Origin of the sequence: Pseudorhizobium flavum (assembly GCF_044142885.1) — a bacterium.
Taxonomy (GTDB): domain Bacteria; phylum Pseudomonadota; class Alphaproteobacteria; order Rhizobiales; family Rhizobiaceae; genus Neorhizobium; species Neorhizobium flavum.
Genome location: NZ_JBIOKZ010000023.1, coordinates 1 through 14,764, shown reverse-complemented (window position 1 = coordinate 14,764; position 14,764 = coordinate 1). Strand labels below are relative to the sequence as shown.

Genomic DNA, 14,764 nt, shown 5'->3' with positions numbered 1-14,764 from the left:
TCTGTTTCCAACTCGTGAAACAGATCGTGCAGGAAGGACGACGGTGCTTGCTCGGACACATCTGGCCTGTCCGGAACTCTCTCATCGGCATCAGATGCCTGCTGCTCGAGAACGGAACCGACCACATAGTGACTGACCGCCCGGAGCGCCCAAACAGCGTGCTTCGGACCAAAGCCCGCCGCGCAGAGAAAGCGTATTTGTGTCTCGGCAGCGCCAAAATTCGGTTCTGTCGGTCGAGTGCCGGCATGGATGCGCGCCCCGTCGCGATAATAGAGCAACGCCGTTCTGAAACTCTGGGCGTTCTCTTTCAGGAATAGCCGCCAGTCTTCGTTCTCTTCGGGTAGCGAGCGGGTGTGGCGTTCCGTCAGCATTGCCTCGGCCAGTGCGTCAAGCAGCGCGCGCTTGTTCTGGAAATGCCAGTAAAGCGCAGGCTGCTGAACCTTGAGGCGTTCAGCGAGCTTTCGCGTCGTCAGGTTGTCCATGCCAACCTCGTTCAGCAGCTCCAGCGCCGCTGCGATCACGGTGCCCTTGTCCAGTTTGGTCATTCACGTTCCTTCGCCAACGCTTGACAATTTATCACCGATAAGTTCTATGTCCATGTCCTTATCATTGATAAAGTCGCTCGCATTGAGCGGCGCTGGAGTTTCAGGTGCGCAGCTCTGCCATCATCGCCCTGCTGATCGTCAGTCTCGACGCCATGGGACTCGGCCTCATCATGCCGGTCCTTCCGACGCTTCTGCGCGAGCTTGTGCCGGCGGAGCAGGTCGCTGGTCACTATGGTGCTTTGCTGTCACTCTATGCGTTGATGCAGGTCATCTTCGCGCCCGTGCTTGGACAATTTTCAGATGCTTACGGTCGGCGTCCGGTGCTTCTGGCTTCCCTTGCGGGGGCCGCAGTCGATTACACGATTATGGCATCAGCGCCGGTCTTATGGGTGCTCTATATCGGCCGGCTCGTCTCCGGCATCACGGGCGCAACCGGAGCTGTAGCTGCCTCAACCATTGCGGATTCGACGGGGGAAGGTTCTCGCGCACGCTGGTTCGGCTACATGGGGGCCTGTTATGGGGCAGGCATGATTGCCGGGCCAGCACTTGGTGGTATGCTCGGTGGTATTTCTGCCCATGCTCCGTTTATCGCCGCTGCCCTTCTCAACGGCTTCGCGTTCCTGCTTGCCTGCATTTTTCTCAAGGAGACTCATCACAGCCATGGCGGGACCGGAAAGCCGGTTCGCATCAAACCATTCGTTCTGTTCCGGCTGGATGATGCATTGCGCGGGCTAGCTGCGCTTTTCGCAGTCTTCTTCATTATTCAACTGATCGGCCAAGTGCCTGCGGCCCTATGGGTCATCTATGGCGAGGACCGTTTTCAGTGGGACACCACGACTGTTGGTTTGTCGCTTGCGGCATTTGGAGCAACACATGCGATCTTCCAAGCGTTTGTTACCGGCCCGCTTTCAAGCCGGCTTGGAGAGCGGCGCACGCTACTCTTTGGCATGGCTGCGGATGCGACTGGCTTCATTCTTCTGGCTTTTGCCACGCAGGGATGGATGGTGTTCCCGATTTTGTTGCTGCTTGCCGCCGGAGGTGTTGGCATGCCGGCCTTGCAGGCAATGCTTTCAAACAATGTCAGCAGTAACAAGCAAGGAGCTTTACAGGGAACGCTTACAAGCCTCACCAATCTAAGCTCTATCGCGGGACCGCTTGGCTTCACGGCACTCTATTCTGCCACCATAGGAGCATGGAACGGTTGGGTTTGGATTGTCGGCGCGATCCTCTATTTAATATGTCTGCCAATACTACTCAGACCTTTCGCAACTTCATTGTGATTGAGTCATGGCGAATTGGTATGCGTAGACTTACGAGGAATGACGGATTAAATCCGTTGAGCCATCATCTCCTCTCGGGGCGAGTGCCGATGATGACCTTAGTTCACACTCTCGCCGTCGCCGAATATCTGAACTTCCGCCACGCCGCCAATGCGCTCGGCGTGGCGCAATCCAGCGTCAGCGCCCGCGTGAAGGCGCTGGAAAAAGACCTTGGCATCCTTCTGTTCGAGCGCCATGCGCGGGGTGTTCGGTTGACCGAGGCTGGACGCCACTTCGTCGAGCGGATAGCCGCAGGCATCGACCAACTCGACCATGCGGTGAAGACCGCCGGCATGGCGGCAGCCGGAGAAAGCGGCCGGCTTCGCATCGGTATCCATGCCCTGATCCCTCGCAGCTTCCTCGCAAAGCTGATCGGCCAATACCGCGAAGACCACCCCGGCGTTGAAGTCGAAATGACCGAAGGCACAGCCCGCGAAGCGGTGATGCAGCTTCGCGCCGACCGGCTGGACGTGGTGTTCGTCGCCGGCACGCCCGAGTTGCCCGACTGCCATTCCCGCCGCATATGGACCGAACCGCTCTTGGCGGTGTTACCGGAGCAGCATCCGCTCGCCGAGCGGTCGGCCGTTACATGGGCCGATCTGGCGGGCGAGACGTTCCTTGTTCGGCATGGCGGCACCGGCCCGCAGGTTCATAGCCATATCGTGCTGCGCCATGCCGGACGCTGGCCCGCGCCGTCGATCCTGCGCTTCGACGTGGGGCGCGGCGCGCTGCTGTCCATGGTCGGACAGGGCTTCGGCATCACCATCGTCGGGACCGCCTCGGCGCTGTTGCCGACAACCGGCATTGTCTTCCTGCCCTTCGCCGATGAGCCCGAGCCGGTCGCCTTCTCGGCTGTCTGGTCGCCGTCCAACCGCAGCGCCGCGCTGCGCAACCTGCTCACGGTCGCCAGCGACATGGGCCGGCAGGTCTGCACGAATTCAGTACCGCCACGGATAGCGAGGGCGTGAGCCGAAGTGGTCGCGGAAGCACCGTCCGGGACTGTTATTGCCATCGCCGGAAAGCGACACTTGCATTAACGCCGCCAAAGCCGAATCCGTTGGAAATGGCATGTTCCATGAGAACGGGCCGCGCAGATCGGTGAACTAGGTCGATACCTGCGGCAACAGGATCGGGGTTTTCTAAGTTTCTCGTGGGGGGAGCGATTTGATCCCGTAGGGCGAGTATCGTGAAGATTGCCTCAATACCACCTGCGGCACCAAGTAGGTGCCCCGTCGCCGATTTCGTGGCGCTTACGGCCACATCATGATTGCCAAACACGGATTTTATCGCGGCAATTTCTCCTCGATCTCCTACGGGAGTGGAGGTGGAATGAGCGTTCAAATGTTGAATATCGATTGGCTTCAACCCGGCACTCTGGAGCGCGATTTTCATCGCACGGGCCGCACCTCGACCGTCCTCTGGACCGGCAGTCATATGGTGTGCATCAGCGCTTGTGCCGTATCCCACCAATTCGGCTATGGGCGTGGCACCCCGAGCCAGGGCATGTTCCAATTCCTCTATGACGATCAGACCCGCCCCTTCGGACATTACGAAACCATCGCGCTCGGTGTCGAACGGCCTCGACGCCATTTCCGGCGTAGTATTGTACCCCATGGATAGTGCTCGCGCGGCAGCAAATGCCCCGAGACTAACCGTATCAATGCACGCTTCTGCCCCGCCGCACAGAGCGATGTCGGCTTCGTTGGAGCGTATCAGCCGCGCGGCGTCGCCGATGGCCTGAACGCTGGCAGCGCAGGCGGTTACAGGCGTGCCAATTGGGCCTGTAAATCCATACCTGATGGTAACCTGTCCCGCCGCGAGGTTGGCAAGAAACGATGGTACGGTAAACGGTGATAGCCTCCGTGGCCCCCGAGTGTCGGTTATGCGAACTGCCGAAGCGATAGCGGGAAACCCGCCTATACCAGAAGCAATAATCGTTGCTGTGCGCTCAAATTCGTAGTCGCTCGCGGGATGCCATCCCGCCGTTTCAAGAGCCTCCTTTGCGGCCGCAAGTGCAAACAGAATGAAGCGATCCATTTTTCGTTGATCCTTTGTGTCAACGATTAAATCTGGATCAAAACCGGCTTCGGAATCTTCAATCAGGCTGGGAACGATTCCCCCGATTTTCACCGGTAGATCATTGGAGATTTCATCAGGCAAATTCCTGATTCCCGATTTCCCGTCGAGGAGTCTTTTCCAGCTTATTTCAGTGCCAGAACCAAGGGGGCCAACTAAACCCATGCCGGTTACAACAATTCGGCGCATTGGATTATTCCGTTTCTTTTTCTGAGCTTATTCGCTTCATGCGATTTATGACGCGCATCGTTTCCTCTGTTGCGGCGGGGCCTGCCAGAAGAACGGTGTTTTCGGGAGTGATTGCTTCTCCTGTATTCGCGTCGATGATAACGGCGGTCCTCTCCTGTCCGGTTTTCTTGTCACCAAGGCGCATGGCTATTTCATTGGGCGCAAGGTTCCGGTTCCCCCATGCGAACAGGGCGATTGCTACCGGATAGAAATCTCGCCCCTTGTCGGTAAGGACGTATTCAAATCGAGGCGGATGATCATTGTATCGTTGCCTTTCAAACAGTCCTTCCGCCGTGAGATGCTTCAATCGCCTCGCCAAAATGTTCGCGGAAATACCGAGATTCTTCTCGAATTCATCGAATTTGCTAAGCCCTTGGAAGGCGTCTCGCAGGATCAGGATGCTCCACCAGTCACCGACGCTTTCCAGCGCTCGGGCTGCGGGACACTCGAATGACAGAAAGCTTGTTCGTTGCATGACACATCCATAATGGTGTAACTTCCATCATGCAAGTCACCTATGCGCAGTAGGCGACATAGTAGGAGGGGTAATCCAATGCGTCATTCTAAGGGAGCCAAGCACCTGCGTCTGCTACGGCGTGGAACAAAGCACTGTAGTGGCATTTGAGCGATGCGGCGGCGATCAGCACCGATGGATGGTTGCCCATGGGGTATGCCGACCACGCTCGGATCGCGTATCCCCCTCGCATCGCTGATCCAGACACTCGCCGTCGCCGAATATCTGAACTTCCGCCACGCCGCCAATGCGCTCGGCGTGGCGCAATCCAGCGTCAGCGCCCGCGTGAAGGCGCTGGAAGAAGACCTTGGTATCCTTCTGTTCGAGCGTCACGCGCGCGGCGTCCGACTGACCGAGGCCGGACACCACTTCGTCGAGCGGATAGCGGCCGGCGTCGATCAACTGGACCATGCAGTGAAGACCGCCGGCATGGCGGCAGCGGGAGAAAGCGGCCGGCTTCGTATCGGTATCCATGCCCTGATCCCGCACAGCTTCCTCGCAAAGCTGATCGGCCAATACCGCGAGGACCATCCCGGCGTTGAAGTCGAGATGACGGAAGGGACAGCTCGCGAAGCGGTGATGCAGCTTCGCGCCGACCGGCTGGACGTGGTGTTTGTCGCGGGCACGCCCGAGCTGCCAGACTGCCACACCCACCCGATCTGGACCGAACAGTTGGTTGCCGTGCTGCCGGATGGGCATCCACTCGCCGGGCAGTCGGCCGTCACATGGGCCGATCTGGCAGGCGAGACGTTTCTTGTCCGGCATGGCGGCACAGGTCCGCAGGTTCATAGCCATATCGTGCTGCGCCATGCCGGGCGCTGGCCCGCGCCGTCAATCCTGCGCTTCGACGTGGGGCGTGGCGCGCTGCTGTCCATGGTCGGACAGGGCTTCGGCATCACCATCGTCGGAGCAGCTACGGCGCTGCTGCCCACGTCCGGCATCGTCTTCCTGCCTTTCGCCGATGAGCCAGAGCCGGTTGCGTTCACCGCCGTCTGGTCGCCGTTCAATCGCAGCGCCACCCTGAAAAACCTGCTCAACCTTGCAAACAATATGAGGCGTTGCGGCGATTCGCCCGGCCAGTTGCGCAGCGGCGATCACCCGGCCGGATGGCGGTGAACGCAACCCGTCCTATTTGCCGCCGATAGTATCCGGTAGCCCTCCCGCACCCCCTTTCCTGTTGCCTGTCCGGTTTTGCCTACTCTCTGATCGGCTCCGTTTCTTTTGCCGACTGGAGCCTGCATTGCGCGGAGGCCGAATCCTTTGGGGTCAAATCGCTGTCGTCTTCACCATCGTTCTGGTGATGGTGTGGGCAGCGACGCAATGGACGGCGTTCCGCCTCCGCTTCCAGCTCCAGCTTGGCAATCCGTGGTTCGAGCTGGCGGGCTGGCCGGTCTATTATCCGCCGGCCTTCTTCTGGTGGTGGTTTTCGTTTGACGCCTATGCGCCCGCAATCTTCGTCGAAGGTGCCATCATCGCGGCGTCCGGCGGTTTCATCGCCATCGCCGCCGCCATCCTCATGTCGATCATCCGGGCACGGGAGGCGCGCAACGTCGCCACCTATGGTTCGGCGCGATGGGCGGAGGATCGCGAAATCCGCGCCGCCGGTCTGCTCGGCCCCGATGGCGTGGTGCTCGGCAGATACGACCGGCACTATCTGCGCCATGACGGGCCGGAGCATGTGTTGTGCTTCGCCCCGACTCGCAGCGGCAAAGGTGTCGGGCTGGTGGTACCGACGCTGCTGACATGGCCGGGAAGCTGCATTGTCCACGACATCAAGGGCGAGAACTGGACTCTGACGGCCGGCTTTCGCGCCCAGCATGGCCGCGTCCTGCTGTTCGATCCCACGAACGCCAGATCGTCCGCCTACAATCCGCTGCTCGAAGTGCGGCAGGGGGAATGGGAAGTCCGCGACGTGCAGAACATCGCGGATATTCTGGTCGATCCCGAAGGCAGTCTCGACAAGCGCAACCATTGGGAAAAGACCAGCCATTCGCTGCTGGTCGGCGCGATCCTGCATGTTCTCTATGCGGAGAAGGACAAGACCTTGGCGGGCGTCGCCAACTTCCTGTCCGATCCCCGCCGTCCGGTCGAGGCGACCTTGCGCGCCATGATGGATACGCCGCATCTCGGCGAGGCGGGCGTTCATCCCGTCATCGCGTCGTCGGCCCGCGAGCTGTTGAACAAATCCGAGAACGAACGGTCGGGCGTGCTCTCCACCGCCATGTCGTTTCTCGGCCTCTACCGCGATCCCGTGGTGGCGCGGGTGACGGCGCGATGCGACTGGCGCATTGCCGATCTGGTCGGCAGCCGCCAGCCCGTCACGCTCTACCTTGTCGTGCCGCCGTCCGACATAAACCGCACAAAGCCGCTTATCCGCCTGATCCTCAACCAGATCGGCAGGCGGTTGACCGAGGAATTGACCACCTCCGGCAAGCGCCATCGGCTGCTATTGATGCTGGACGAGTTTCCGGCGCTCGGCCGGCTCGATTTCTTTGAATCGGCGCTCGCCTTCATGGCGGGCTACGGAATCAAAGGCTTCCTGATCGCGCAGAGCCTCAACCAGATCGAGCGCGCCTATGGCCCGAACAACGCGATCCTCGACAACTGCCACGTCCGCGTCAGCTTCGCCACGAACGACGAAAGGACGGCGAAGCGTGTTTCAGACGCATTAGGCACGGCGACCGAGCTGCGCGACTCCACCAACTACGCAGGGCACCGCCTAGCCCCGTGGTTAGGTCACTTGATGGTGTCGCGGCAGGAGACGGCCCGGCCGCTGCTCACGCCGGGCGAAATCATGCAGCTTCCACCCACCGACGAAATCGTCATGGTCGCGGGCACGCCGCCGATCCGCGCCATCAAGGCGCGCTATTTCGAGGATGCGCGATTGCAGGAACGCATCCTGACCCCGCCCGATCTGGTCGCCGCTCCGCTGGCGCCCAGCCCATCCGCCGATGATTGGTCCGGCCGCGTGGTCGCGGCGGAAAGCCGTTCCGCGACGTGCGGAAGCGAGGCCGAAGGCGATCCGGCCAATGCGGGCATCCGCCGCGAGCCGGAATTGCCCGAGCATGAGGAAATCGTCGCCCCGCCGCCATCCCCCGAACAGGAGTTCGAGTTTCTGGACGACGAGCCGGACGTTGACGCGGCCAAGGCCCGCGCCATGCGCCAGCGCATGAGGATGGTGGCGCGGCAGGTGGCGATGAACCCCGATGATGGAATCGACCTTTGAGGATACGCCCATGGCAACCAGAACCCGCCTGAATCTCTATTTCGACCCCGCGCTCATTCCACAGATCGAGGCGATGGCGCTGCGCCGCTCGGTGGCGCTGCGCCGCAATGTCTCGAAATCCGCCATCGTTGAGGCGGCGGTCATGTCCTACCTGTCCGGCGATTCCGCCGACCAGCTTGAAGCCGCCATGTCGCGCCGCTTGGACAAGCTCGGCCGCCAGATCGACACGCTCGACCTAGATCTCGCCGTCCTTGGCGAGGCGGTCGCGCAGTTCATCCATTTCTGGATGACCCTCACGCCGCCGCTTACGGGAGCCGCACAATCCGCTGCCCGCGCCAAAGGCGCGGAGCGCTTTGAGGGCTTCATGCAGAATCTCGGACGGCGTCTGGCGACGGGCGACAGGTTCCTCAAAGAGCTGTCGCGTGACCTCGACTCACTTCCCGACGATCCGTTGCCGGACGAGTCCGAGAGCAACGGCGATCAAGAATAAGTATTCGGACCCATCCTATTTACCGCCGTTCGCCGCCGATCACCGCACGCAGCTAGATACTTGTTGAACCGGCCAGATTTCGGCCTCTCTTAATCGACCCCGATCCGGGGATGGCCTGTCGCGTCCCCGCAAGAAGCCGGGGCCGACATGACCACCAACCACCAAAGACCGGAAGCCATTGCGCGCGGCGCACGCATGTTGCGCACCGCGCTCGGCCCCGCCATTGCCCGGCTGCTCGAAGACCCGGCCGTGGTCGAGGTGATGTTGAACCCGGACGGGCGGTTGTGGATCGACCGCCTGTCCGAAGGGCTTTCCGATACGGGCGAGCGCCTGTCCGCCGCCGATGGCGAACGCATCGTTCGGCTGGTCGCGCATCATGTCGGCGCGGAGGTTCATGCCCGCAGCCCGCGCATCTCGGCCGAGCTGCCGGAGTCTGGCGAAAGATTCGAGGGCCTGCTGCCACCCGTGGTCGCCGCCCCGACCTTCGCCATCCGCAAGCCCGCCGTCGCCGTGTTCAGCCTCGACGACTATGTGGCGGCGGGGATCATGTCCACCGATCAGGCCGCGACGTTACGCGCGGCCGTTTCCTCCCGCGCAAATATCCTCGTGGCGGGCGGCACCAGCACCGGCAAGACCACGCTGACCAATGCGCTGCTCGCCGAGGTGGCGAAGACGGCGGATCGCGTCGTCATCATCGAGGATACGCGCGAGCTGCAATGCGCCGCGCCCAATCTAGTGGCGATGCGGACGAAAGACGGCGTGGCGACGCTTTCCGATCTGGTGCGTTCCTCGCTGCGCCTGCGCCCCGACCGCATCCCCATCGGCGAGGTGCGCGGATCGGAAGCCCTCGACCTCCTGAAAGCGTGGGGAACGGGACACCCCGGCGGCATCGGCACCATCCATGCAGGCACCGGCATCGGTGCGCTCCGTCGCCTTGAACAGCTCATCCAAGAGGCTGTCGTCACCGTCCCGCGCGCCCTGATCGCCGAGACAATCGACCTTGTTGCTGTCCTTTCCGGGCGCGGTTCCGCGCGCCGGCTTGCCGAGCTTGCCCGCGTCGAAGGGCTGGGGCCGGACGGCGACTACCGCATCACCCCCGCAATCCAAACCAGCACAGGAGAATCTTCATGATCCGCACGATTTCGCGCGGCTATCGCTTCGCCGCGACCGCCGCATCCACCCTTGCTATCAGCTTCATGCTCGCCCCGGCCGCCCATGCGTCGGGATCGTCGATGCCGTGGGAGCAACCGCTTCAGCAAATCCTTCAGTCCATTGAGGGACCCGTCGCAAAAATTATCGCGGTGATAATTATCATCGCCACCGGCCTGACCCTCGCGTTCGGGGACACCAGCGGCGGCTTTCGCCGTCTGATCCAGATCGTGTTCGGCCTGTCGATTGCTTTCGCCGCGTCGAGCTTCTTCCTGTCGTTCTTCTCGTTCGGCGGCGGGGCGCTCGTTTGATGGCCGTCGCGTTCGAGCAACTGGACGCCGTGCCGGGCTTCACGGTCCCGGTTCACCGGGCGCTGACCGAACATATCCTGCTCGGCGGCGCTCCGCGCGCCATCGCCATCATGAACGGAACGCTGGCCGGAGCCGTGGGCCTCGGCCTGCGCCTCTGGCTGATCGGCATCGCCATCTGGGCAATCGGCCACTTCGCGGCCGTATGGGCGGCAAAGCGCGATCCCCTCTTTGTCGAGGTCGGGCGGCGGCATCTCCGCATCCCCGGTCATTTGGCGGTTTGAGGGTGCAGCCATGATGAACCTTTCCGAATTCCGCCGCACCGCCGCGCGCCTCTCTGATTATCTGCCATGGGCCGCGCTGGTCGGTCAGGGCGTTGTGCTCAACAAGGACGGCAGTTTCCAGAGGACGGCGAAGTTTCGCGGTCCCGATCTGGATTCCGCCGTCGCGGCCGAGCTAGTCGCCGTCGCCGGCCGCATCAACAATGCCGTGCGCCGCCTCGGCTCCGGCTGGAGCATCTTCGTTGAGGCGCAGCGCAGCGAGGCCGCGACCTATCCCGACAGCACCTTTCCCGATCCCGCGTCGGCGCTGGTCGATGCCGAGCGCAAGGCCGGTTTCGAGGAAGCGGGCGCGCATTTCGTGTCCGGCTACTTCCTGACCTTCCTCTGGCTGCCCCCGGCCGAGGAAGCCGCCCGCACTGAGGCATGGCTCTACGAGGGCCGGGAGAAAGCGGGCGTGGACCCGTGGGAACTGCTGCGCGGCTTCATCGACCGTACCGACCGCGTGCTGGCCTTGCTCGACGGCTTCATGCCCGAATGCCGTTGGATGGATGACGGTGCGACGTTGACCTATCTTCATTCCACCATCTCGACCAACCGCCATCGCGTGCGCGTGCCCGAGGTGCCGATGCACCTCGACGCGCTGCTCGCCGACCAGCCTTTGACCGGCGGGCTGGAGCCGCGCCTTGGCGATGCACATCTGCGCGTCCTGACCATCGTGGGCTTCCCCACCGCGACGACGCCGGGCCTGCTCGACGAAATGAACCGGCTGCCGTTCTCCTACAGGTGGAGCACGCGCGCGATCCTGCTCGACAAGACCGATGCGACCCGGCTGCTGACCCGCATCCGTCGCCAGTGGTTTGCCAAGCGCAAGTCCGTAGCGGCGATCTTGAAAGAGGTGATGACCAACGAGGCGTCCGCGCTTGTGGACACCGACGCCGCCAACAAGGCGCTCGACGCCGACATGGCGTTGCAGGAACTCGGCGCGGACGTGGCGGGCATGGCCTATGTCACGGCGACCGTCACCGTTTGGGATGCCGACCCGCGCGTGGCGCAAGAGAAGCTGCGCCTGATCGAGAAGATCGTTCAGGGCCGCGACTTCATCGCCATGGCCGAGACCCTCAACGCAGTTGACGCATGGCTTGGCAGCCTGCCCGGACACGCCTACGCGAATGTCCGCCAGCCGCCCATCAGCACTTTGAATCTCGCCCACATGATCCCGCTTTCGGCGGTGTGGGCGGGGCCGGAACGGGACGAGCATTTCGGTGCGCCCCCTTTGCTCTTTGGAAAGACCGAAGGCTCAACCCCGTTCCGGCTAAGTCTCCATGTCGGCGATGTCGGCCATACCCTAGTCGTCGGCCCGACCGGCGCGGGCAAATCCGTGCTGCTCGCCCTCATGGCCTTGCAGTTCCGCCGCTATGAACGCAGCCAAATCTTCGCCTTCGACTTCGGCGGCTCGATCCGCGCCGCCGCGCTCGCCATGGGCGGCGACTGGCACGACCTCGGCGGCGGGCTGACAGAAGGGGACGAGGCGTTCGTTTCACTCCAGCCGCTCGCCCGCATCCATGACACCTATGAACGCGCATGGGCGGCTGACTGGATCGCCGCCATCCTCATGCGCGAAGGCGTCGCCATCACGCCCGAGGTGAAGGAATATCTTTGGACGGCGCTGACTTCGCTGGCCTCGGCCCCGGTCGAGGAACGCACCATCACCGGCCTTGCGGTGCTGCTGCAATCCAACGATCTGAAACAGGCGCTTCGACCGTTCTGCGTCGGCGGTGCCTATGGCCGGCTGCTCGACGCCGAGGCGGAACACCTCGGCTCGGCGGACGTGCAGGCGTTCGAGATCGAGGGGCTTGTCGGGACCGGCGCGGCCCCGGCCGTGCTGTCCTACCTGTTCCATCGCATCGGCGACCGGCTCGACGGCCGACCCACGCTTCTCATCATAGATGAAGGCTGGCTCGCGCTCGACGATGAAGGTTTTGCCGGCCAGCTCCGCGAATGGCTGAAAACGCTGCGCAAGAAAAACGCCAGCGTCATCTTCGCCACGCAAAGCCTGTCCGACATTGACGGCAGCAACATCGCGCCCGCGATTATCGAGAGCTGTCCGACGCGGCTCTTGCTGCCGAACGAGCGGGCCATCGAACCGCAGATCACGGCCATCTATCGCCGCTTCGGCCTCAATGACCGCCAGATCGAAATCCTCGCAAGGGCCACGCCCAAACGGGATTACTACTGCCAAAGCCGCAGGGGCAATCGCCTGTTCGAGCTTGGCCTGTCCGAAGTCGGCCTCGCGCTCTGCGCCGCATCCGCCAAATCCGACCAGACGCTCATCGCGCAGATTGTCGCCGAACACGGCCGCGATGGCTTCCTCGCCGCATGGCTACAGGCGCGCGGCGTCGATTGGGCTGCCGACCTGATCCCGAACCTCACCAATCTCGCCGACCGACCGGAATCCGCCGCGCCGGCCGCGCCGGATATCCACCCCACACAGGAGATTCTTCCATGACCTATTCCAAGATCGTCGGGGCCTCGGCCCTCGCGCTGGCGCTCGCCGTGCCCGTCGCGTTGTCGCCTATGCTGGCAAGCCCGGCCCATGCGCAATTCGGTTTCGGCCGCATCGTCTATGACCCGTCCAACTATGCGCAGAACGTGCTCACGGCAGCGCGCACTCTGGAGCAGATCAACAACCAGATCACCAGCCTCCAGAACGAGGCGCAAATGCTCATCAATCAGGCCCGCAATCTGGCGAGCCTGCCGTATTCCTCGCTCCAGCAGCTCCAGCAGAACGTCCAGCGCACGCAGCAGCTTCTCGGCCAAGCGCAGAACATCGCGTTCGAGGTCGGGCAGATCGACCAAGCGTTCCAGCAGCAATATGGCAACGTCTCGCTTTCGGCGACCGAAGCCCAGCTTGTCGCCGATGCGCGCGGCCGCTGGGAGAATACCGTTGGCGGCTTGCAGGACGCGATGCGCGTTCAGGCGGGTGCGGTCGGCAACATCGACAGCAACCGCGCCGAGATGGCCGCGCTTGTCGGCCAGAGTCAGGGCGCGACCGGGGCATTGCAGGCGACGCAGGCCGGCAACCAGCTTCTCGCGCTCCAGTCGCAGCAGCTTTCCGACCTAATCGCGGTCATCTCGGCAAACGGCCGCGCCGACGCGCTGACCGAGGCAGAGCGCGCGACCGCCGCCGAGCAGGGCCGCATCCAGCGCGAACGGTTCCTGACGCCGGGCAGCGGATACCAGCCCGGCAACGCGCAGATGTTCAACGGCAACAACTGACGGGAGGCTCGCCATGGACGGCAAGATGCTGGCCCGGCTCGGGGCCGTGGTGTTCATCGCCATCGCCGTCACGGCGACCGCAATCGACATGGCGCGGAAGGACGAACCTTCCGTGCTACCCCCGGCGTCGGCCTTCCAGCCACCGGCCGATCCCCTGCGCGAAACCCTGCGCCGTTGCCAGCAGCTCGGCGAGGCGGCGGCGAGTGACACCGACTGCCTCGCCGCATGGGCTGAATCCCGCGACCGCTTCCTCGGCCGTGACCGCAGCGAGGCGCGCTGACCATGGGCAACACGGGCGTCATCGACAATTTTCTCGGCGTATTCACCTCCTACATCGACAGCGGTTTCGGGCTGCTCGGCGGCGAGGTCGCCTTCATCGCCACGACGCTCATCGTCATCGACGTGACGCTTGCCGCGCTCTTTTGGGCATGGGGCGCGGATGACGACATTATCGCGCGGCTGGTCAAGAAGACCCTGTTTGTCGGTGTCTTCGCCTACATCATTTCAAACTGGAACAACCTCGCCCGCATCGTCTTCGAGAGCTTCGCCGGCCTCGGCCTCATGGCGTCGGGTACCGGCTTTTCCGTTTCCGATCTGATGCGGCCGGGCCGCGTGGCGCAGACCGGCCTTGATGCCGGCCGGCCGCTGCTCGATTCCATTTCCGACCTGATGGGCTGGATCGCCTTCTTCGAGAATTTCATTCAGATCGCGTGCCTGCTGTTCGCGTGGGCGCTTGTGGTGCTCGCGTTTTTCATTTTGGCGATCCAACTTTTCGTGACGCTGATCGAGTTCAAGCTGACCACGCTGGCCGGCTTCGTGCTGATCCCCTTCGGCCTGTTCGGCAAGACCGCGTTCATGGCCGAGAAGGTTTTGGGCAACGTGGTGTCGTCCGGCATCAAGGTCTTGGTGCTCGCCGTCATCATCGGCATAGGCAGCACCTTGTTTTCGCAATTCACGGCCGGTTTCGGCGGGGCAACCCCGACCATCGACGAGGCCATGGCGATTGTGCTTGCCGCGCTGTCTCTGCTCGGCCTCGGCATCTTCGGTCCCGGTATCGCCAACGGCATCGTCTCTGGCGGCCCGCAACTCGGCGCGGGCGCAGCCGTGGGAACCGGCCTTGCGGTCGCAGGTGCAGGCGTCGCCGCTGGCGGCGGGGCCATGCTCGCCGCCAAAGGTGGTGCTGCTGCCCTGTCCGGTGGAGCCGCGGCCGTTCGGGGAGGCGCGACCGCCGCGGGCGCGGCGACCGCTGCCTATAACCTCGGCTCGCTCGGCCAGACCGGAGCGGCGGGCGTTGCCTCCGGCCTCGGCGGTGTCGCCCGAGCGGCAGGCTCGGCCGCCGTCTCGCCGCTCAA

The 14,764-nt window shown here is 63.1% G+C and carries 15 protein-coding genes; 12 read left to right on the top strand and 3 right to left on the bottom strand.

What is annotated here, in order from left to right; genetic code table 11:
* On the bottom strand, positions 1–545 hold a 545-nt coding region (tetR, locus tag ACEPP2_RS20875), incomplete at its 3' end, for a tetracycline resistance transcriptional repressor TetR (protein ID WP_395517852.1).
* A 104-nt stretch (positions 546–649) separates the two neighbouring features.
* On the opposite strand from tetR, the gene tet(G) reads away from it, so the two are divergent.
* Positions 650–1,825 carry a tetracycline efflux MFS transporter Tet(G) gene (gene tet(G) / locus ACEPP2_RS20870; RefSeq protein ID WP_395517851.1) on the top strand — a complete coding sequence of 392 codons (1,176 nt, stop codon included), beginning with the start codon at positions 650–652 and terminating at the stop codon, positions 1,823–1,825.
* Positions 1,826–1,917: 92 nt separating this feature from the next.
* On the top strand, positions 1,918–2,832 hold the full coding sequence (locus ACEPP2_RS20865; protein WP_449619211.1) for a LysR family transcriptional regulator: 915 nt from the start codon (positions 1,918–1,920) through the stop codon (positions 2,830–2,832).
* Positions 2,833–2,866: 34 nt separating this feature from the next.
* Here the strand turns inward: ACEPP2_RS20865 and fabF are convergent, their stop codons facing one another.
* Positions 2,867–4,129, bottom strand: a complete 1,263-nt coding sequence (gene fabF / locus ACEPP2_RS20860; RefSeq protein WP_395517850.1) for a beta-ketoacyl-ACP synthase II — start codon at positions 4,127–4,129, stop codon at positions 2,867–2,869.
* A 4-nt stretch (positions 4,130–4,133) separates the two neighbouring features.
* On the bottom strand, positions 4,134–4,643 hold the full coding sequence (locus ACEPP2_RS20855) for a winged helix-turn-helix transcriptional regulator (RefSeq protein WP_042061242.1): 510 nt from the start codon (positions 4,641–4,643) through the stop codon (positions 4,134–4,136).
* Positions 4,644–4,838: 195 nt separating this feature from the next.
* Between ACEPP2_RS20855 and ACEPP2_RS20850 the strand changes: the two genes are divergently transcribed.
* The 10 genes from ACEPP2_RS20850 to trbL all read left to right on the top strand — a co-directional run.
* Complete coding sequence (locus ACEPP2_RS20850; RefSeq protein WP_035302746.1) at positions 4,839–5,798, top strand: LysR family transcriptional regulator; 960 nt, start codon at positions 4,839–4,841, stop codon at positions 5,796–5,798.
* A gap of 124 nt (positions 5,799–5,922) precedes the next feature.
* Positions 5,923–7,908 carry a conjugal transfer protein TraG gene (locus tag ACEPP2_RS20845; protein WP_024353495.1) on the top strand — a complete coding sequence of 662 codons (1,986 nt, stop codon included), beginning with the start codon at positions 5,923–5,925 and terminating at the stop codon, positions 7,906–7,908.
* Positions 7,892–8,398 carry a hypothetical protein gene (locus ACEPP2_RS20840; protein WP_034115586.1) on the top strand — a complete coding sequence of 169 codons (507 nt, stop codon included), beginning with the start codon at positions 7,892–7,894 and terminating at the stop codon, positions 8,396–8,398. Before ACEPP2_RS20845 ends, ACEPP2_RS20840 begins: the two co-directional genes overlap by 17 nt.
* Before the next feature lie 147 nt (positions 8,399–8,545).
* Complete coding sequence (gene trbB / locus ACEPP2_RS20835; RefSeq protein WP_091517359.1) at positions 8,546–9,529, top strand: P-type conjugative transfer ATPase TrbB; 984 nt, start codon at positions 8,546–8,548, stop codon at positions 9,527–9,529.
* The gene (locus ACEPP2_RS20830) at positions 9,526–9,858 is read left to right on the top strand and encodes a TrbC/VirB2 family protein (protein ID WP_024353498.1); all 333 of its coding nucleotides are present in this window, start codon (positions 9,526–9,528) and stop codon (positions 9,856–9,858) included. Before trbB ends, ACEPP2_RS20830 begins: the two co-directional genes overlap by 4 nt.
* Entirely contained in the window at positions 9,858–10,139 is a 282-nt protein-coding gene (locus ACEPP2_RS20825) for a VirB3 family type IV secretion system protein (protein ID WP_024353499.1), read from the top strand. Before ACEPP2_RS20830 ends, ACEPP2_RS20825 begins: the two co-directional genes overlap by 1 nt.
* 10 nt (positions 10,140–10,149) lie before the next feature.
* A complete protein-coding gene (trbE, locus tag ACEPP2_RS20820) occupies positions 10,150–12,642 on the top strand; it encodes a conjugal transfer protein TrbE (protein WP_395517849.1) in 2,493 nt (830 codons plus the stop codon).
* Complete coding sequence (trbJ, locus tag ACEPP2_RS20815) at positions 12,639–13,412, top strand: P-type conjugative transfer protein TrbJ (RefSeq protein ID WP_024353501.1); 774 nt, start codon at positions 12,639–12,641, stop codon at positions 13,410–13,412. The genes trbE and trbJ overlap by 4 nt, the downstream gene beginning before the upstream one ends.
* Positions 13,413–13,425: 13 nt before the next feature.
* Positions 13,426–13,692 carry a putative entry exclusion protein TrbK-alt gene (gene trbK-alt / locus ACEPP2_RS20810; protein ID WP_024353502.1) on the top strand — a complete coding sequence of 89 codons (267 nt, stop codon included), beginning with the start codon at positions 13,426–13,428 and terminating at the stop codon, positions 13,690–13,692.
* Positions 13,693–13,694: 2 nt separating this feature from the next.
* A partial coding sequence (trbL, locus tag ACEPP2_RS20805) for a P-type conjugative transfer protein TrbL (protein WP_395517848.1) occupies positions 13,695–14,764 on the top strand: 1,070 nt, incomplete at its 3' end.